This window comes from Thalassoroseus sp., from assembly GCF_984380535.1.
Genome location: NZ_CFHRBF010000018.1, coordinates 137,332 through 157,298, shown reverse-complemented (window position 1 = coordinate 157,298; position 19,967 = coordinate 137,332). Strand labels below are relative to the sequence as shown.

The 19,967-nt window shown below is 53.4% G+C and carries 16 protein-coding genes; 7 read left to right on the top strand and 9 right to left on the bottom strand.

Annotated features, from left to right (window positions below):
* Positions 1-8: 8 nt before the first annotated feature.
* On the bottom strand, positions 9-1,478 hold the full coding sequence (gene hemG / locus AC5DDB_RS23330; RefSeq protein ID WP_491742167.1) for a protoporphyrinogen oxidase: 1,470 nt from the start codon (positions 1,476-1,478) through the stop codon (positions 9-11).
* Between the two features lie 3 nt (positions 1,479-1,481).
* A complete protein-coding gene (gene hemE, locus AC5DDB_RS23325; RefSeq protein ID WP_491742166.1) occupies positions 1,482-2,516 on the bottom strand; it encodes a uroporphyrinogen decarboxylase in 1,035 nt (344 codons plus the stop codon).
* Positions 2,517-2,780: 264 nt separating this feature from the next.
* On the opposite strand from hemE, the gene AC5DDB_RS23320 reads away from it, so the two are divergent.
* Complete coding sequence (locus AC5DDB_RS23320; protein ID WP_491742165.1) at positions 2,781-3,884, top strand: glucose 1-dehydrogenase; 1,104 nt, start codon at positions 2,781-2,783, stop codon at positions 3,882-3,884.
* Between the two features lie 3 nt (positions 3,885-3,887).
* On the opposite strand, the gene AC5DDB_RS23315 is transcribed toward AC5DDB_RS23320, so the two are convergent.
* Positions 3,888-5,141, bottom strand: a complete 1,254-nt coding sequence (locus AC5DDB_RS23315; RefSeq protein ID WP_491742164.1) for an NAD(P)/FAD-dependent oxidoreductase — start codon at positions 5,139-5,141, stop codon at positions 3,888-3,890.
* 128 nt (positions 5,142-5,269) lie between these two features.
* Entirely contained in the window at positions 5,270-7,342 is a 2,073-nt protein-coding gene (locus AC5DDB_RS23310) for an alpha/beta hydrolase family protein (protein ID WP_491742163.1), read from the bottom strand.
* A gap of 192 nt (positions 7,343-7,534) precedes the next feature.
* On the opposite strand from AC5DDB_RS23310, the gene AC5DDB_RS23305 reads away from it, so the two are divergent.
* Complete coding sequence (locus tag AC5DDB_RS23305) at positions 7,535-10,534, top strand: AAA family ATPase (RefSeq protein WP_491742162.1); 3,000 nt, start codon at positions 7,535-7,537, stop codon at positions 10,532-10,534.
* Here the strand turns inward: AC5DDB_RS23305 and AC5DDB_RS23300 are convergent.
* Together AC5DDB_RS23300 and AC5DDB_RS23295 are read right to left on the bottom strand one after the other, a co-directional pair.
* Complete coding sequence (locus AC5DDB_RS23300) at positions 10,531-11,451, bottom strand: peptidylprolyl isomerase (RefSeq protein ID WP_491742161.1); 921 nt, start codon at positions 11,449-11,451, stop codon at positions 10,531-10,533. The genes AC5DDB_RS23305 and AC5DDB_RS23300 overlap by 4 nt on opposite strands.
* Before the next feature lie 41 nt (positions 11,452-11,492).
* Positions 11,493-12,563, bottom strand: a complete 1,071-nt coding sequence (locus AC5DDB_RS23295; RefSeq protein ID WP_491742160.1) for a hypothetical protein — start codon at positions 12,561-12,563, stop codon at positions 11,493-11,495.
* Between the two features lie 188 nt (positions 12,564-12,751).
* Here AC5DDB_RS23295 and AC5DDB_RS23290 point away from each other — a divergent pair, with 188 nt between their 5' ends.
* From AC5DDB_RS23290 to AC5DDB_RS23270, 5 genes are all read left to right on the top strand, one after another.
* Positions 12,752-13,570 carry an alpha/beta fold hydrolase gene (locus tag AC5DDB_RS23290; protein ID WP_491742159.1) on the top strand — a complete coding sequence of 273 codons (819 nt, stop codon included), beginning with the start codon at positions 12,752-12,754 and terminating at the stop codon, positions 13,568-13,570.
* Between the two features lie 26 nt (positions 13,571-13,596).
* Entirely contained in the window at positions 13,597-13,968 is a 372-nt protein-coding gene (locus AC5DDB_RS23285) for a rhodanese-like domain-containing protein (protein ID WP_491742158.1), read from the top strand.
* A gap of 65 nt (positions 13,969-14,033) precedes the next feature.
* Positions 14,034-14,762 carry a 3-keto-alpha-glucoside-1,2-lyase-like domain-containing protein gene (locus tag AC5DDB_RS23280; protein WP_491742157.1) on the top strand — a complete coding sequence of 243 codons (729 nt, stop codon included), beginning with the start codon at positions 14,034-14,036 and terminating at the stop codon, positions 14,760-14,762.
* Positions 14,763-14,943: 181 nt separating this feature from the next.
* Complete coding sequence (locus tag AC5DDB_RS23275; protein WP_491742156.1) at positions 14,944-15,837, top strand: DUF72 domain-containing protein; 894 nt, start codon at positions 14,944-14,946, stop codon at positions 15,835-15,837.
* Positions 15,838-15,924: 87 nt separating this feature from the next.
* On the top strand, positions 15,925-17,178 hold the full coding sequence (locus AC5DDB_RS23270) for a YkgJ family cysteine cluster protein (protein WP_491742155.1): 1,254 nt from the start codon (positions 15,925-15,927) through the stop codon (positions 17,176-17,178).
* A 65-nt stretch (positions 17,179-17,243) separates the two neighbouring features.
* On the opposite strand, the gene AC5DDB_RS23265 is transcribed toward AC5DDB_RS23270, so the two are convergent.
* From AC5DDB_RS23265 to nadA, 3 genes are all read right to left on the bottom strand, one after another.
* On the bottom strand, positions 17,244-18,206 hold the full coding sequence (locus AC5DDB_RS23265) for a hypothetical protein (protein WP_491742154.1): 963 nt from the start codon (positions 18,204-18,206) through the stop codon (positions 17,244-17,246).
* A 215-nt stretch (positions 18,207-18,421) separates the two neighbouring features.
* Positions 18,422-18,655 carry a hypothetical protein gene (locus AC5DDB_RS23260; RefSeq protein WP_491742153.1) on the bottom strand — a complete coding sequence of 78 codons (234 nt, stop codon included), beginning with the start codon at positions 18,653-18,655 and terminating at the stop codon, positions 18,422-18,424.
* 19 nt (positions 18,656-18,674) lie between these two features.
* Entirely contained in the window at positions 18,675-19,667 is a 993-nt protein-coding gene (gene nadA, locus AC5DDB_RS23255) for a quinolinate synthase NadA (RefSeq protein WP_491742152.1), read from the bottom strand.
* Between the last annotated feature and the right edge of the window lie 300 nt (positions 19,668-19,967).

The following is a 19,967-nucleotide window of genomic DNA, read 5'->3' as shown; positions in this document are numbered from 1 at the left end:
GCCGAATTCTAGTCACCTCGTACGGATTCGGCATGGGTTGGCACATTCATTCGCCAAATCGCCTCGGCCGAAGTTTCGCCTCGGTGAATCACATCGGGCACGCCGACCCCGTGAAATGCATTTCCTGCCAGAGCCAATCCCGGATGTCTACTGACAAGTTCCTCGATCCGCCGCACTCGTTCCAAATGCCCAAGATGATACTGCGGCATTGCACGGTTCCATCGTGCGACATGAACGAAATCCGGTTCCCCACCGACGCCGAAAATGTGGGCCAATTCCTCACGAACATTGCCGATGATTTCGTCGTCGGTTGCGTTCAGTTCCTCGGGTTGCATCGCACCGCCGACAAAGGTCCGTAGTTGAATACAGCCGTCCGGTGCACGACCGGGAAACTTGCGACTTGTCATCGACACCGCCAAGATTCGCCGCTTCTCGATCGCGGGCACAACCAGACCGAACGCATCCATCGGGTGTCGAATGTCGCTCAGACGATGCCCACTAACCACGATCGCCGTCGATGCATATTCGATTTCCGCCAGCAACTTTGCCAACTCGACATCGGTCTCACCTAGCAAGCTCGCTGTCTTCCAAGCGGGCAGGGCGATGATGACCGCATCGAACTCAATCTCCTCACCCGCGGAAAATCGTAATCGCCATTTGGACTCCTCGGACCGCGTGACCCGTTCAACGGGCTGACCAAGCCGGCAGTCGGCGACTGACCGCACACGATCAGCGAGCACATCGACCAGCACGGAAATTCCGTTGTCCGGCGTAGCGAATAATCCGTACCGAGCACCGCTTGAGCGTTCTGACGTGTTGCTGCGTTGTTGTTTCCGTGAAGCGAGAATCAAACTTCGGTGTTCGCGTTCCATGTCGAGAAACCGCGAGAGTGTCGCTCGCAAACTGAGCTTTTCCGGGTCGGACGTGTAAATGCCCCCGACGAGCGGTTGCACTAACCGGTCAAGCGCTTCGCGACCGAACCGCCGACGCACAAAGTTGGCTAGGCTTTCGTCATCGTCTGGTCCATTCACGTGGCGACGCGGTAGAACCGTTTCCAACCCCATGCGAAGTTTGCCAACCCAGGAAAACAACGGGCTGCGGAGCACCGGCCAAATTCTCGCGGGCGTCATCAGCATGAACCCGTCTGGCACGGGAACCGGGCGTCCGCGATGCAGCACCAACGATCGCCGATAAGTTTCGTCGGTGGGGATCAACCGATCGGCAATCCCCAATCGCTCGCAAAGTCGGACCGCCCACGGTTTGTTCGTGATAAACGAGTCCGCCCCCGTCTCCACCCGATACCCGGCGATTTCTCGTGTTCCCAAGACGCCGCCGAAATGGTCGCTGGCTTCGAACAGAGTAATCTCACAGGGAGAGTCACTTTCATCACGCAATTCGCCAAGCCGATTGGCCGCAGCCAATCCGCTGAAACCGCCTCCGATCACGGCGATGCGTCGCGGGTGTTCGTTCGCACTCACCGCTCAGCGTGCTCCCATCTCGTGCACCATTTTAACCAGGGCTTTAACGTGGTCCGGGTTCATGTCCGGCATCACACCGTGACCGAGATTAAAAATATGCCCCGGTCGGCCATCCGTCGCATCCAACACGGCTTTCGCTCGCGTTTGGATGGTGTCTAAATCGGCGAACAGCACAACGGGATCGAGGTTGCCTTGCACTGCAACATCATGCCCGACGGTTGCCCAACCGTCTCGCAAGTCGACCCGCCAATCCAAGCCAATCACGTCTCCGCCGGCTTCACGCAGCATCGGCAGCAACGCCGGATTGCCCGTCAGAAAGTTGATCACGTACGCGTCATCTGGCAACGCCTCAATGACCGATCGCGTGTGCGGTAGCACATATTCCCGGTAATCATGCGGCGACAAACAGCCGGCCCAACTATCAAACAATTGCACCAACTGACAACCGGTTTCCAACTGCTTGATCAGATGTTTCACCACACTTCGCGACAACCGCCCCAAAAACTCGTGCCACGCACCCGGGTCGCGATACATCAAAGACTTCGTGTGGATGTAATTTTTCGAACCAGCCCCTTCGATCGCATAAGATGCCAACGTAAATGGAGAACCGCAAAACCCAATCAGCGGAATATCGGCCGGCAAATCCTTCCGCACGAGTTTGACCGTCTCGAACACGTAACTCATGGTGTCGATGTCTTCGACTTCGTGGATCCGTTCCAGATCCTTGCCAGTTCGCAGAGGATTGCCAATTTGCGGACCGGGTTGATAATCGAGTTCGAACCCCATCGGTTCCAAAATCGTCGGCAAGTCGGCGAACAGGATCGCAGCGTCGACCCCTAAAATCCGTTGGGCATCCAACGTCACTTGGGCGGACAAATCCGGGCGTTTGCAGAATTCGAGAAAGGTATGCCCGCTGCGGACCGCTTGATACTCCGGCAAATATCGCCCCGCTTGCCGCATGATCCAAATCGGCGTGGTGTCGGTCGGTTCCCGTCGGACCGTTTTCATGAAGCGGCTGTTCTGCAATTCGGGCGTCATCACCGGGTCACTTCTCCGCAAATTCGCGTTCATTTGTCATCTGTGGCCCGTCATGATAGCAAGCGACCGCAAGAACTCCTACGATGACGGAAGATTGCACCGACTCTCTGGATCGCAATTCCCTATTCGATTCGATATAAAGCGCCCGATAATTCCCCAAACCACGTGGTCCAAATTTTCAGCATTCCCGGAAGTTTCCGGGAAAGGCAGAGTTATTCGTGTTGGAACCACTGGTGTTGCACATTTTTAGCCAAAGAGTTTGAAATGAAGGCGGTTGCCGTTCGCCCTGGACAGCCCGATAGCGTCCACCTTGCCGAACTTCCCAAGCCGAAAGTTGACGACGTCCCCAACGGGCGTGGGGTCTTAGTCCGCGTGCTCAAGGTTGGTGTCGATGCGACCGACCGGGAAATCAACGAAGCACTCTATGGAACTGCCCCTCCCGGCAGCGACTTTTTGGTCCTCGGTCACGAGTGTTTCGGGGTGGTCGAGGAAGTCGGCCCGGCGGTGAAACACGTTAAGCCAGGTGATTACGTTGCGTGCACGGTTCGGCGACCTGGTAGTTCGATCTATGACAAAATCGGGCGTTCCGACATCACGAGTGAAGCCACCTATTACGAACGCGGCATCTGTCTGCTGCATGGCTTCCTCACTGAGTATTTCGTCGACGACATGGAATTTATCGTCCGAATGCCGGTGGGTTTGAAACATCTGCATGTTCTTGCCGAGCCGATGAGCGTTGCGGCCAAAGCGATCGAACAAGCCTACGAAGCCCAAAAGCGTCTCCAAGTGTGGAGCCCGAAACGAGCTTTCGTGATTGGCGCCGGACAAATCGGCCTGTTAGCCACGTTGATTCTTCGCTTGCGAAACTTGGAAGTCTACACGCTCGCACGCACTCAACCGCCGACCCTGAAAGCTGATATCGCCAAACAGCTCGGTGCGGAATACATCAGCCTGCGTGACAAATCCCTCGCCGAACTCGCCAAAGAAGTTGGCAATGCTGACATCATCATCGAAGCGACCGGCAACTCGCAGGTGGCCTTCGAATCAATGAATGTCCTCGGTCAGAACGGCGTCCTCGTTTGGACCAGCATCACTGGCGGTCGTAAAAGCCACGAGATCCACTCTGATAAAATCAATCTCGATTGGGTTTTGGGGAATAAACTTCTCCTCGGGACCGTCAACGGCAATTATCGTCACTTTGAACTTGGTATCGCAGACCTCGCATTGGGCGAAGTCACGTATCCCGGCGTGATCGAGCAAATCCTCACCAATCCGGTTAACGGTCTCGACAACTACGCGGAAATGATGCGACTTCTCGTCGAAGATAAATCGGCGTTGAAGGTCTATGTGAATGTTGCCGACGGCTGATGTTTACTGTTGAGCATCAGCAGAGATCGCTTCGGCGGTCACGCGTCCGGATAACATCGCACCGTTGATGGAGCCGGTCTCGCAGTGATCGCCGGATAGATACACGCCGCTTTCCAACCGCCGAGTACGGTGGACCGCTGAAAGCGACGAAGGCGTTTGATCGGGTAATGCACGCGGAATCTCATAAGTCCACAGATGCCGCCATCGATCGACGACATCTCCGAACCATGTCTTCAATTGCTCGCGAACTTCCGTTTCCAACGACTCGCGGTTTGCCTCCACCACAGAAACCGAAATCAAATGCTGCCCGGCCGGTGCATAGTTCTCGGAGACGTTGCTCATCACAGCGACATTGTTGACGGGTCCTTGGGATTCGCCATTGAGAACAAGTATCGGCTCCTCGATAGGGGCTTCATCGGCAGCGAAATACAGACTCGTCACTCCTTGAAATGATCGAGGCTGAGACAGTTCGGCACACAGACGAGACGCGTTCACAGCATCCGTGGCCACCACAACAGCGCGTCCATGCAATTCTTCTCCGCCCTCAAGCATAACACTCGTCGAAGTGACAGTTCGCACCGCGGTATTGAGACGTATCGAATCCGCTGGCAAGCTTTCTGCAAGTTGGTTCGGAATAGCTTGCATGCCCAACGCTGGAACCGCTGTGTCTCCCTGACTAAACATGCGAAACACAAAATGTAACATTCGGCTCGATGTGATGAGTTCGCGATCAAGAAACACGCCCCCCAAAAACGGGCGAAAGAACCCGTCGATCATCTCGGACGAGAAGTGATATTTGCGACGGAGAGTTTCAACAGTTTCGTCGTTCTCACCTGATAATAAATCCTCAATCGTTCCGCGATTCGCCACCGCACGCAACTTCGCAACACGCAGCTTGTCAGCCAAACTGCCGATGCCAGAAAACGCCGTCTGTAGAATTTGCGTGGGCTTTCGCCAAGGGTCGACGAATTTGCGTAACCGACCTTGCCGATATATCAAAGCACCAGGTACGAAGGCTTGTAGGTCGAGTGCGTCATAGTCGAGATACCGCTGGGTTTCGGGATACGCAGTCAACAGTACCTGAAATCCACGGTCGAGCAAAAACCCGTCGACTTCGTCCGTGCGAACGCGTCCGCCAACCGCGTCGGATGCATCTAATAAGAGAAACGGTTGATTGCGGGCATGAAGTTCCTTAGCACAGGTTAAGCCTGCTAGTCCCGCTCCGACGATCAACACCGGTTCGATATTCGCGTCCATAACGACACGCCCCCCTCAAATAAACGCAGAATGCTTAGGAAACGAGCCGGTGCGTACACCAATCGACTATTGGAAACCCGTGATTGCGAAACTCAATTCGCAATCACGAGTCGCATAGTTAAACCAACTCAATGATCGTGATCGGTCACCAACCGGATCGGCTGCCAATTCATATTCTTGGAGAGTGTCGTTGGCCAGTCCCACTGACCATCTTTTGCGGTCTCAATCACAATCGAAGTATTCTCTGCAACCATGCCCACAACTTGCGGGATATCCAGAACCCTGAGGACATTGAGCAAGTCCGGGCCGTCCTGATGACTAGGAGGAAGTTCAGCCAGTGTCAGCTGCGATACTTTAGATGTATATAGACTCGCATAAAGGGCAACGACAGCGGCATTGCCGTTGCCTTCGATTTGCAACTTCGCATCAGACAACCCCGCCAAAGACCGCACTGCCTCGATAGCACGAACAGAATCCCAGATTTGCATTCCCGTCACGGTTTGTCCGAGTAACGCAAACCGTCTGCGAATGTGCGTGCGTTTAACTTTGTCGCGTTTCCAAGCCGTCGGCCCAACCCCACGCGGCGAAAAGTAAACGAGTGCAGTGTTAGGTTTCGGAATCTCTTTCAAACTCGATCGACGAGTGAACGCTTCATAGTCCGCCTCTCCACGAATCACGAAATTGATCTCTTCAATATCCTCATGCTTTGTATCGGTAGACGTATATAACAAGAACGGCAAGCGAACATTGTTCTGACTCGTGAAGTGGTACTCTTCCACATTCACGGTCTCAATCGCCTCATTTGTCAGTTGATACGACTTAACCTTTTTAACCTCTAAGTTATCACCGTTTTGATACTCTTCTTGAGGCCAACCGCGAAAGACTTTTTCTTTCAAGCCTTTCATCCAACGGTCTTTGAGGTTTTGCCATTGATCTGCGTTCTTAGGAACTTCGGGAACTGCTGCCTGTGGTACGAAACTCTCATGGATTGTCGTCACACGTTCGTCTTTTGGCAGTTCATTCTTAGGGAAGACTTTCAGTTCTTCCGGTTCGAAAAACTTAGTCGCGGTTTTGTCGATCAGTGGATCTTCGCCCTTGAGATACTTGTTGAACCAATGAAAGGCATGAATGCGAAGTTCTTGTGTGTCTTGATGCGGGCCTTCCGTAATTTGCAAGCCGATCTTTTGTTCCGCATCGAGAAGTCGATAGATCCGCCGTGTCTTGTTATAAACATCCACAACACCATCGAGCGGAAAGATCGGGTCCTTATCAGTGTTGGAAATGAGTAACGCTCTTGGCGCAACTAAAGCAGAAACGAGTGGAAAATCCCAACGATAAGTGTTGACCATAAACATGCAATCGCAATGGCCTTCAATACAACCCTCCGGTCGACCGGCACCACCTATGATGTGATTCTGAAGACTGGTAATCCCGGCCACCGGAACCGCAGCTTTCACACGTTCATCTAGTGCCGCCACCCACCAAGAATATGCACCACCCCCGGACCGACCGGTGACGCCAATGCGACTCGCATCGACTTCGGGACGACTTACCAAATAGTCGATCGACCGGATCCCATTCCAAGCTTCCACGCCTGCGGGTGTATAACCTCGGGAATGCCACCACCACATGCCTTCGCGGTAAGTCCCGTGATGCAAGCCTTCAATCTCACCGAGTTGAATGGTGTCAATCGTCAAACACAAATACCCGTTTCGTGCAAACCATGCTCCATGATGTTGATAGTGCGTTTTGTTGCCATAACTAACCCCATTCTTTTTGACACCGCCGTGTCCGCAAACATACAGAATCGCTGGAAGTTTCGAGTCGTCTTTCGCATCTTTCGGTAGATACAAATTCCCTGTCACGTACAAACCGGGTAACGATTGAAAATGCAAGTTCTCGACTCGGAACTCATCCTCTTCGACACGGCCGGTAATTTTAACTTCCAAAGGCGTCCGTTGGGGCCAAGGATCGAGTCCTAACATTTCGCGGAGTTGTCGGTGATACTCCGGCCGTTTCTTTTCCCAGTCGGCTTTCGAATGGACATCAGCGAGTGTTCGCTCTGCTAACTTGGTGGTTTCGGCCTGAAAGTATTCCCGGACCATGTGGTCGCCGTCGGTGGTGTCGGGTTCGGCGGACAGCAAAACCACCCCCGAACAACAAACCAGTGAAATCGTGAGCAGGATGCGAAATCGATTCATCTCAAAGTGACCCTATTGCAAAAATGAAAACATCAGCAGATTGCGATCGATTGCCATTGTGCGACGTGACTTGGTGATTTGCAAAGCAGACCGCGCGAGCCCGTAGTACCAAAGACGTGTCCACGCAGACAGCATAGCTTCGTTTTGCTAGATTATGACGACACTCGTTCCCCTCAAAATCACAAGCCGACTATGGAATTCGACCCTGATCTGATCGATGCCCTCGCGGAGTTTGGCACCGTTCTGTCGCCACGGTTTCGAGACCGCTCGACGCCATTCGCTTTCCAACGCGATGGAGTTCTCGAATCGCTGCAGCAACACCTCGACCAAACGCAGCACAATTCGTTTGTCGTAGTCGGTCCATCGGGCTGCGGTAAAACGGCGGTGTTGCACGAGCTGTTTCGGCGACTCGCTCAACGAACGGACCAACCCTGGCTTGTCCTTGAAACCTCCACATCGCAGCTGATGGCGGGCACGTCTTACATCGGCGAATGGCAGACGCGGGTCGATGGCCTAATTCGGGCTGCGAGACGCTCGCAGAATGTGTTGGTCTACATGACGGACATTCATTTGTTGCCCCATGCCGGGCGGCACTCCAAGTCCGACGAGAACATGGGCGGCTTCATCACACAGGCATTGGAGCAGGGCACGCTGACCGTCGTCGGGGAAGCCACACCCGAGAATTTTCGTCAGGGTGCGGAACAACTCCCGTCGTTTCACAAGTTGTTCGGCGTGTTCCGACTGGAAGAAGCAGACGCGTCCGAAGCGACCGAGATTCTCAAAGCGTACGCGAACGCTCGACGTGATGAATTCGCCGACGACTCCGGCGTGACTCTTGCCTTCCCAGAGCAAACACTGATAACCGTGCAGGAATTCGGTCGATTGTACTTCCCCGGATTCGCCAGCCCCGGCGGAGCCATCAAACTTCTCGACCAACTCATCAGCCAGAAAACGCAGTCCAACAATGCAACAAGCGACGCAAACGCGGACTATGCATCAAGCAAGTTGGCCACAGAGAAAACCGAGTTCCAACCCGAAGATGTTGTGCGGACGTTGGAATCGAGCACGGGAATTCCCAGCCGTCTTCTCGACGATACACAACCGCTACGCGTCTCGGAAACCCGCAAGTTCTTCGAGTCTCGCGTGATCGGGCAGTCTGCCGCTGTGGATGCGGTGATCGATCTCATCACGCTGATCAAAGCCGGACTGACGAACCCGTCCAAACCCCTCGGCGTGTTGTTCTTTGTCGGTCCGACCGGCGTGGGCAAAACAGAATTGGCGAAAGCACTCGCCGAGTTTATCTTCGGGTCGGCCGATCGTTTGTTGCGATTCGACATGAGCGAATTCAAGGACTACCACTCATTCGAAAAGCTCATCGGTAACTCCAATGCGCGTGGCGATTCGGTGTTGCAGCAGGGCAATCTTTTGTCACGGGTTCGACAGCAACCGTTCTCCGTGATTCTGCTCGATGAACTCGAGAAAGCCCACGCGAATATCTTTGATGTGTTGCTGCAAGTGTTCGATGCTGGTCGCCTGACCGATTCACTGGGACGCACAACGAACTTCACGCAAACGATCGTCATCATGACCAGCAATCTCGGCAGCGATCTGCACGAGACGACGTTCGGCTTTCAAGCGGAAACGGAACGCGTGCCGCAATCGGCACCGCCGACCGCGATGGAAGAGTTCTTCCGCCCAGAGTTCATCAACCGCATCGATCGCATCGTTACGTTCAAGCCGCTCGAACGGGAACACGCCCGCATTTTGGCTCAACGCGAACTCGGACAGGTTCTGCTTCGCAGCGGGATCACACGGCGGGAACTGCGGGTGGATGTCGATCCGGGTGTAATCGATATTCTCGTCCGCGAGGGTTTCAGCCCCATCTTTGGGGCGCGTCCGCTCAAGCGGGCGGTCGAGACATTTGCCTTGTTACCCATCGCTCGGCAAATTGTGCAGATGACGGGCGATCATCGCCAAGCGCTGCTGCGATTGATTCCCCAAGGACGAGGCATCACCGCGCGAGTTGTTGAAGACCGCCAAACGCGTCGTCAAGAAACACTCGTGCGTGGCGTGCCGGTTGTGAATCCGATCGATGGTTCAAAAACCAAGCTCAAGCCGAAGCAAATTGCTGAGCGAATCTCACAACTCACGGAAGCTGTCTCGGCTCTCGAACAGCAATGCCAAGACAAGAAACTCGAAGAACAGAAAACCGAACTCCTGCACCGCACAACGCAGAAGGATTTCTGGGATGTGCCGTCGACCGCTCGTGAAACTCTGGGAGAGATTTATCGAATCGAGCGTTTGCTCGAAGCCGTTGCGCGGGTGCGGACACGCATGGAATCACTGCAAACACGATACGAAACTGCACGCAAGAAGCAGGATGCCGACGCACTCACCGCCGTCGCCGAGCGGGCCGTCGAAATCCAACTTCATGCCGACTTGGTAAAATACAGCCTGGAATGTCGGGGAAAACTCGACCGTGGCGATGCCTTCGTGCAAATCTCTGCCGTCGCTGAGGATGCACCGCAGGATCTCGCTCAGCAACTTTGCGAAATGTACGCGGGGTGGGCGAAACTCAAAGGATTGAGCGTAAAAACCGTGCACGAGGAATTGACGAACACCGGCTCAACGGCCGATGTTGTGTTGCTGATTGAAGGCGTGGCGGCGTACGGGATCCTTCGCGGCGAAGACGGCATGCATGAGTTTGTGTTCGGTCGCACGTCGGAAGAGGCGAAGCAATCGTTCTTCGTGCGGGTACGAGTGTTGCCCGTTATCGACTCCAACGACGACCGTGTACCAAGTGGTGAAATCAGCGTGAATTCCCAGCGAAGTCGTGGGGCGGGAATTCGGTGTGATCGTTTTCGATCGCGAACTCGGGTCAAGCACCAGGCATCCGCCTTGACGGTCACACTCCATAACGATTTACAGCCCGAAGAGGCACAACCGCTGGCGGAGGACTGGTTGCAATCGGAACTCTATCGACGACGGACACACGCGAGCGATGCAGGGACACAACAGACGGAAGCGGCCGTCCGCAAATACACGATTCGGCCGCAACCGCACGCCCGCGACAATCGCACGGGCATCACGTCCCACAGTTTGGCAGCCGTTTGGAAGGGCGAAATCGACGAACTCCTGTACGCCGCCTTGGTGAATCGCAAGGAATCATCCCGCTCGACCGGCGACAATTAATTCGATGGTTTCACGAATTCGATTTCGGCCTTCTGACGCTCTTTGTCGACCAATTCCCGCCACAATTCCTGGGACAACGTATTCAAGACCACCGGGCGTGCATCTTCTAGACTGATGTCGCCGGGCTTACGCTCGGTGACTTGAAGCAGATGCCAACCGAACGGGCTGCGAATGGGTTCGCTAATGTCGTCCCCCTTCAATTGAAACGCCGCTTCCGAAACACTCGCCGGCAAACCACCACGCCATCCGAACCAACCGACATCGCCACCGTTGTCTTTCGAAATGGCATCGGAATGTTGCCCGACGGCATCGGCAAACGAGAGGGTCCCGTTTTCGATCCGTTGCTTGATCTCCACCAATTCTTGCTTGGTGTTCGCAACATCTTCGTCGGTCGCAGAGCGGGGCACTTTGCGGAAGATTTGTCGGGCACGGAGTTTCGTGCCATCAAATTGTGACTTGTGGTCCTGGAAGTATTTTCGCAATCGCTCGGGACTGACGATCATGCCGAGATACTCCTGCCACATCAGTGGCAACGCCAACTCGTTTCGCAGCCGCTCTTCGCTCATGCCGATGCGATTGAGAACGGCGTTTGGGTCTTCGCCGCTCTCTTGGAGCGACTGCTTCAGCCGCGCGATTCGAGAATCCAGATCCTTCGCATCGATTTCGACACCACGAGACTTTAACAGCGTTCGCATGAGTTGGCGTTCGATCAAGATTTCGAGCAATTGATCGCGGACCGCATCCCGCCGTTCCTGTGGTATCCGACGGGAAACCGCCAGGAAATCCCAATCGGATTGTGTAATCGTCTCACCATTGACACGAACCAGCACATCCTCCGCGGACACAATGGACGTCACCATCCCTGTTGCGACAAATACTAACAACGCGAGCCAACTTCTTGCGGTGTTCCTCACCATCAATCCTTTTCGATGAAGTCTCAAAACCAAATCCGTAAAAGTTATTCTTCCCGACGGAGGTAAATGTCGCCCATGATCTCGCCGGCAATAGAATCATAGTGTTCGTAGTATTTCGAGTCAGGGAGATAGCCCAAGATTTGTCGGAACGCTTCCAGCGGATCGTCCTGCTCGGCGATCTTCGAAATCACGGAGGGCATCGGCCGTTCCCTGCCGGTTTCTTCGTCCCAGAAGGCCTCTTCCGCCAACTCAATCAAAGTGTCGGACGTCGTCAATTCGTGAACAATCACCAAGCGATCTTCGATGCGTTCATACTCTAATGCGGAGACATTGGACTGTTTGAGGTATTCCTTTCGCAGGAAATCCTCAACTTGGGCCCCACGCATCATACGTCGCGACTCCATCGTGGCCTTCAACAGCTCGTTTTCGTCTTTCGCTTCCGTCAGCGGAGAATTCATCACCCGCCGAACTTCCTCGGTCGTGTCGCCACGTTTCGCCCGCCAGAGCGTTTCCTTCCGGTAAGCCGCCTCAAACCGTTCGCGGAAATTGACGGGGTCGTAAGGCTGCACTGCCTGCCCTGCGATTTCATCCAGCAACCGAGCATACGCAAGGTTGGGGTCGGTTCCCGCATCGAGCCGTACCAAACGTGACCAAGGCGGAGAATCCACGAGTGCAAATTGATTATCTGTCACCGTAATCGATTCTTCGCCAACGAATCTGGCGGTCATATCGTAAAAAACTCCGACCGGATGAATCGCGTAGACAACCGCAGCCGCACCCGATTCGGGATGAGTAAGTGCCCGAAGCCAAACTTGTGTCGGACGCATGCGAAAATCACCGACCGACTCAAAACCGAGTGACTCAACGTCTGCCGTCCAAGCGTCGATGAGAGCCTGATGTTCCTCGGGAGCCAGTTCTTGCGTGCGATCCAACTCGACTTCCAACGGCTCTAACTCGGCACCCATTGCCGCAAACTGATCACCGAATTTCTTAAATTCTTCGCCAAGTTCTCCGACCCAGCGTTTAACCCGCCAACGCAGGTACGCAATGGCAAGAACGATTGCTAGCATCAGCCCGAACACAACCGCCGCGACTAGCTTTAGAAAATCCAACATTGATGAGCAAACCTCTGACAGGAAAGTGCGACAGATTGACAGCATAGCCAACTATGTCTCACTTTTCACTCATGCTAACTCATTACCCATTGCACAACTGTTGCGGTCGGTTGCCGCTTTCCGACAGTGCGTGATGCAGATACGATGTAACGAGTGAAGAACCCCGAATCTTTGAATCGAGTCGATCGATGCCAAAAGTCCAATTGGAAGATGCAGAACTCAATGTTCTCGACCAAGGTCGTGGGCCCGTTGTGCTCTTGGTCCACGGTTTCCCAATCGACCACCGCATGTGGCGTGAACAGATTGATACACTTTCAAAAACTCACCGCGTGATTGCACCTGATCTGCGGGGGTTCGGGAAATCTGCAGCGACCAGCGGCGTAAACTCGATGCCGCAATTTGCCGACGATCTCGCCGATTTGCTCGAACGAATGGACGTGACTGAAACCGTCGTTTTCTGCGGATTGTCGATGGGCGGATATATTGCCTGGCAATTCGCACACCACTACCCAGAGAAACTCCGAGGACTGATTCTCTGCGATACCAAAGCGACCGCCGATGCGGAAGCCGCCGTCGAAACCCGCCATCAAGTGGCAGAAAAGGTTCTTGCAGAAGGTTCCGAGTTTCTGACCAAGTCGATGCCTTCAAAAATCTTCTCTGCGCACACACGCGAGCACCAACCGGAACTTGTTGACTTCGTCAAGCAAATGATTAGTGATGCGTCGCCGCAAGGAATCGCGGGGGCATCTCGGGGAATGGCACTTCGTCCCGATATGACGGCCTTGCTTCCGACTCTCGCTGTGCCCGCACTCGTCATTGTCGGTGAAGATGATGAACTCACCAAGCCACAAGAAATGCAAGCCATCGCTGAGGAAATCCCTCAGAGTGAATTCGTCAGCGTTGCGAATGCAGGGCACATGGCTCCGCTCGAGCAACCGGCAATAGTCAATGAGGCAATTATTCGATACTTAGACTCGCTACCAAAAGCGGGTCAAGTCGAAGATTGAAGAAACGTATACTGAAGGAACATAGTATGGGCAAAAAACATTCACCGCTCTTTCTTAACATTGTGAACGACGCCAAATCTCGCGTTCAAGAATGCAACGTCGACGATGTCAAAAAACGACTCGACGCTAATGAATCGTTTTATCTCGTCGATGTTCGCGAAGAGAGCGAATATGCCAAAGGTCATCTGCCGGGTGCAATCCATCTTGGCAAAGGTGTTATTGAACGTGACATTGAAAAAACGATTCCCGATACCGACTCGCAAGTTATTTTATACTGTGGGGGCGGATTTCGTTCGGCTTTAGCAGCCGATGCATTGCAGAAGATGGGCTATCGAAATGTGATCAGCATGGATGGCGGTTGGAGTGGTTGGAACGCAGCCGGGTATCCAACGGAGTAAGTACTAGCCGTCCTCGAAACCCTGTTGACCACTTCGATTCCATCGTTTCCTAGAAAGCGTCTACAATGTCCCGACCAACAATCACAGCAATCTGCTTAGTATTCGGACTACAGTACTGTCTATCAACTCACGTGAGTGCCGTTCCCCCGAAAGGCACATACCTACTTCAGGATGATTTTGATCGCGAAGAGAAAGATGACAGTCAAGAACAAGTCGGCAACGATTGGGGTACCAATAGCAAGAGTCGGGCTCAAGGCGTAAAACAGGTCGACTTAGTCGATGGTACACTACACATCACGCGGGCAGATGTTGCAGACCATGGAGTCTCACTTACTCATGAAGCCGCCTTCCAAGATGCCGTTATTAACATGCGATTTAAACTCGGCCCGAAGGATGACCTCGGCATTAATATCGCGGACATGAAAGAGAAATCGGTCCACGCTGGTCATATCTGCATGGCAAAAATCCATCCGAAACGTGTGGAACTCGTCGACCTGAAAACCGGGCGTATGAACCTGGAAACTAGAACTCGTCGACTAGCAGACCAAGCCACTCCCGAAGACAAACAAAGGATCAAAAACACAGTCAAGTACTTCCCACACGAGACATCCGAAAATGAATGGCATCATCTTCAAGTCCAAGTTATGGGTGATACCCTTACCATGCTGATTGACGGCAAAAAAGTTGGTTCGTTTCAATCCCCTGGTATTGGTCATCCAACAAAAAGTCGACTTCGAATTGCGGTCAATCGGGAAGCGTGGATTGATGACGTTGAAGTTATCAAATTGAAATAGTCCGGTTCCTTTCGAGCAATTGATGAGTCATCATTTATCGACTGACAAACCTGGCAACTAAAACACGAGAACGCCCCGAAAATCCACTGTTTCACGATCACAGAATTCGTTAGTCACTAGATCGTCGTCCCCAAGTAACGACACATAGTCACCCAGATACCGACTAGTCTTGAGGCCTAGTGTGCAACAGTCTCAACTTCCCTATCATATTGGCTGTCCGGTTTGGGCGAATGCACGTTGGTGTGGAACATTGTACTCAAGCTCGGCTTCTAGAAATGACTATTTGCCACAGTACACAAGCGTATTCAACACAGTTGAAGTCAATAGTACCTTTTATGGTTTACCAACTCTCGCAACTGCCGAACGGTGGGCGGATTCAGTCGCAGCGGGATTTCGATTTGCCGCAAAGTTCCCGCGTGAAATTACTCACGACAAGCGATTGCAGAACAGTGAATCCGAGAAAGCGACTTTCCTAGAATTCCTGGAAGTTCTTAAAGAGCGTGATTGTCTAGGCCCGTCCTTCTTGCAACTTCCTCCGACGTTCTCAGGTCGCGAGTTTTTCAAGCTTCAACAGTTTGTCGAACGCTGGCCATCGAGTTTCCCGATCGCTGTCGAGGTACGACATCGAGACTATTTCGACGATGGTCGCACGGAAGTTCAGTTCGAGAACTTGCTGCGTGAGCGGAACATTGATCGTGTATTACTGGATAGTCGGCCTTTATATTCCGCACCCGCCACGGACGAGAGCGAATCGCGTTCTCAAACTCGAAAACCGGATGTACCTCATCGGACGAGCGTCACCGGTTCCAACCCATTTGTGCGATTGATCGGCCGGAACGACTTGGATCGCGTGCAACCATGGATCGATGAATGGGTCCCCATCGTCGCGGACTGGATTGATTGCGGGCTGACGCCATTTGTGTTTCTGCATACTCCCGACGATTACTTTGCCCCGGAACTGGCTCGCCGGTTTCACTCGGAACTGTCTCGCCACGTACCTAATCTACCTGACCTTCCGGTTTGGCCCGGTGAGATCCCGACCGAAGCCGACTTCAAGCAGAAGCGATTGTTTTGACGACCCACTTCAGATGGTTGGGTCGCGAAGGTCGACTGCGTATAATTCTTTGCCTTTCGTCCGCCTCCTCCAAACTTATGTTGAATTATGGCTCGGCCCAATTTGCGTTTACCGGTTATCCAAAACTGGAGTTGTCACAACTGCAGCGGTTGCTGTCGACAACACCTGATCGAAATCACCGATGAAGAACGACTGCGGATCGAGAAGCAAAATTGGCAGGTGAGCGACGGGATTCCCGCGGGCCGGCCGGTCGTCGTTAAACATGGAGCAGGTTGGCGGCTGAATCATCAGGACGATGGCGGCTGTATTTTTCTGAACGAGGAGGGCTTGTGTCGCATTCATGCAAAGTTCGGCGAACCCGCGAAACCGTTGGCTTGCCAAGTCTATCCGTATGCGTTGCATCCCTCGGGAAAAGATGTGACTGTCAGCTTGCGGTTTAGTTGTCCCTCGGTTGTGGAAAACAAAGGCACGCCACTGGCGGAACAAACTAAGGAACTCAACCGGATTGCGAAAGCCGTTACTGAAGGCAAGAAACTCGATACGCCGCCTCCGAGTATTTCACCAGGCCAAACACTCGAATGGCCCGACGTCTTACAACTGACGGAAGCGCTTGACCGGACTTTCGCCGATCCTTCAGCTCCGTTTGATGTGCAACTTCATCGGGCGTTGTTCTGGGTCAATCTGGTTGGCGAAATGTCGTTCGACGTGGTTCGAGGTGAACAACTGAAAGAGTTGCTAGACATCATTTGTGAAGAGGCTGCCATTCAAATTCCGTCATCCCCGGAACCGCAGTCACCGAGCCGTAGTGGCCGAATGTTGTTTCGTATGCTTGTCGCTCAGTACGCGCGTCGCGACACAGCCAGTGATTTGAATTCTGGTTGGAAAGGGCGATACCGTTTGCTGCGGGCGGCTATTCGGTATGCACGCGGCCGAGGCACGGTTCCGGTTCTGCACGAAAAGTTTTCCGACGTGCCCTTCGCTGCGATCGAAGAAGAGTTTGGCCCGCCTCCCGAGGAGACCAACGAATTATTCACGCGGTATTTTCGCGTGAAGATTCAGGGGCTGCATTTTTGCGGATCGGCCTATTATCGCGTGCCGTTCGTGGAGGGTTTTTACAGTCTGGCGTTGATGGTGCCGGTGGTACTATGGCTGGCCAGAGCACTGGCGATTGGGGCAGGGCGGACGGAACTTCAACGCGAGGACATCGTCACCGCTCTTACGATTGCAGACCATCATCACGGCTATTCGCCGGCATTGGGTAGTCGTGCCGCTCGCAGTCGTACACGATCACTCGCGAAGTCCGGCGACATTCCTCGACTGATTAGTTGGTACCGGCGGTAAACGACGAAAGCCCGCCGTTGAATTGGCGGGCTTTGTCATTGGATCATTACTCATTCGCGATCGAATCAGTGAGGCCGAACAACATAACCGGCTTGCTGCACTTGTTGTGCTTGTCGAGCCTGCATTTGCAAGGCTTGCTGACGTTGCTGAGCAGCCAACCGTTGTTGGGCTTGCATCTGAACCATTTGATTGTAGTTCTGCTGATACGTGTTGGTCTGCCGAGCCGGGACCGACGTCCAAGGTTGGTTGTTCGACGAAGCAGGCGGTGCCAAGTTCTGCGGATCAGGAACCAAGTTTGGACCTTGGGGATAGTATCCGCCGCCGGTCAACGGTGCGATTTCCCGTGGCACATAAGTTGGCGGAGCAACGGGCGTGGCCGTCATGGGAGTAGGAATCGCTGCGTCGGTCAGACCGGGCACGGCACAGTTAGGCGCGACTGGTGTCGCACAAGTCGGAGCGACTGGAGTCGCACAAACTGGTTGAGGAGGACACTGCGGAGCTGGACACATTTCCGGTCCGGTTGACGTGCAAGTTGTCACGTCCATGGTTGTCTTCGTTGTTTTCGTGACAGGAATGTAGCAGACGTACTGTTCCGGCACGACTTGTTCGCAAACGCGTGGCACGGTTTCTGTGTACTGGTAAGGCACCGTACGCTGTTTCACTTCCTGACGGTAATTCGTTTGCGCATATTGCCGAGTGACAGGCTTCGGCACCCAAACCATTTGGTAGTGTCCCTCGTCGCGAGTGACGTTGTACACTTTGGTTTCTGGAACCGTTTCGCAGTACTGCTCGACTCGCGATCCCACTTTGGTCACTTGGTGATGGCTGACCACCTGCTCCTTGCGATACCGGGTTTTCACCACAGGATGCAGCGTGGTTTGGGTGCAGGTTCCGCCATCGACTTTTTGCGTTTGGCACTGGGTACCGCATGGAGGGGGCACTTGTGCCTGAACCGCGACACCGCCCAAAGCGGAGAGACTCCAAGCAACGGCAACACTCAACGCTCCACGACGCAATTGATACGACATCGAGCAACTCCTTCCTGGGATGGTCGGCGGGGCGGCCAACACATCGGGGGCTTCCGGGGGATACTGAGATCATGACTTGAAGGTCTGCCTTGGATTGGACGAACCTACAAAGATCTCGCACTATCGGTATCGGAAGAGTTGCTCCAACCGCTTGAATCGATTCGACCGGAAAACTCAATTTTTTCGGAAATGTGACAGCAAATTACCCAGAACCCCTAATCGACGTCTTCGAAAGAAAGACTCCGACGAGCTGCTTGGAGCAATTCCTCGTAATTGCTCAGCCAGGGTTCGAGCAATTTCTTTTCCAGCAAACACTGAAGATTCCACAACGATTGCTCCTCCGCAGGATGCTGAATCGTTAGTGTCTCTTGGGTTTGGAACCGCGTCAGAAACTCGAACAAAACGAGTGCTTCGTCAGACGTAAGTTCAACGCGGACTAGGTTTTCCATCAAATTGAACTCAAGAACCTCACAACAGGCTTCGTGTTAGCACTTCCTTGGCTTTCTCGAAATATGGTTGCCAGGTGATTTCCGGCTGGCCGTATTTGAGACAGTCGCGGACTTTCGCAAGCGTGTTGAGGGCCATGTGCGGGCAGCGGTTGCAAGCACATGTCTCACCGGTGGAAGCCATAATCCCGGGTACCGGAACGAATTCGTGTTGTGGAGCGGCTAACTGCAACGGATGAATCATGTTAGCTTCGGTCGCGACGAGGAACGTCGTCGGCTTTTCGATGCTGGCCACGTATTTCCGCATCTTCTCCGTGCCGCCGATAAAATCGCTGACTTCCAAGATCGAATGTGGACACTCGGGATGGGAGATCACGATGGATTCGGGATTGTTCCGTTTGGCTCGTAGCAAATCCTGCACGCTGAAAATCTCGTGAACCATGCAGGCGCCGGGCCACAGAATCATCTTCCGCCCACTGACTTCTTCCAAATACCGCCCCAGGTGCTGATCGGGTACGAACAGGATTTCCTTGTCTTCCGGTAACTTGTCGATGACTTCCCGGGCATTGCCACTGGTGACGATCCAATCCGTCAGCGATTTCACCGCTGCCGACGTATTAATGTAAGCAACGGTGAGAAAATCCCGACCTTCGCTTCGCAGTTTCTCTTGGAACGCGGCCAATTTGTCCGCCGGGCAACTCTCCGCAAGTGAGCACCCCGCCATGAGATCCGGCACGAGCACCCGTTTCTCAGGATTCAGAATCTTTGCTGACTCACCCATAAAATGAACGCCCGCAAAGACAATCGTCGACGTTGTCACGTTCGTCGCATCGCGTGCGAGTTGCAAACTGTCGCCGTTGAAATCCGCGATGTCCTGAATCTCACCATCCACGTAGTAGTGGGCGAGAATCGACGCATCTTTCTCCTTTTTGAGCTGATCGATCTCGTCCATCAAGTCGAGCGGATCTTCATAAGGAGCATCGATTTCGGAAATGGTGGGGAGTTGGGAAGACATGATTGTTCGACTCAAATTTGTTGAACTCAAGCTGCAATGTTGTTTTTTCATTCTACGCGTTCGGCAGCTCATCGAAAACGGTCGAACCGAGAACCTCGGTGAATCAGGGGTTGAAATCTGATTGATTTCACAGGGATTCTCTGTTTTCAACGCGTGTTCAACAACCTTGGCTCACAAGTTTTCGGGAAACTTACGGGATCAATCGAAATCGCGAGACTGACAAAACCGGAAGACAAGCTTGCATCGGGACTCCACGCTAGGTTGTGAGTGTCTGTGAAAATTTTTCAAGATCTTGAAAAA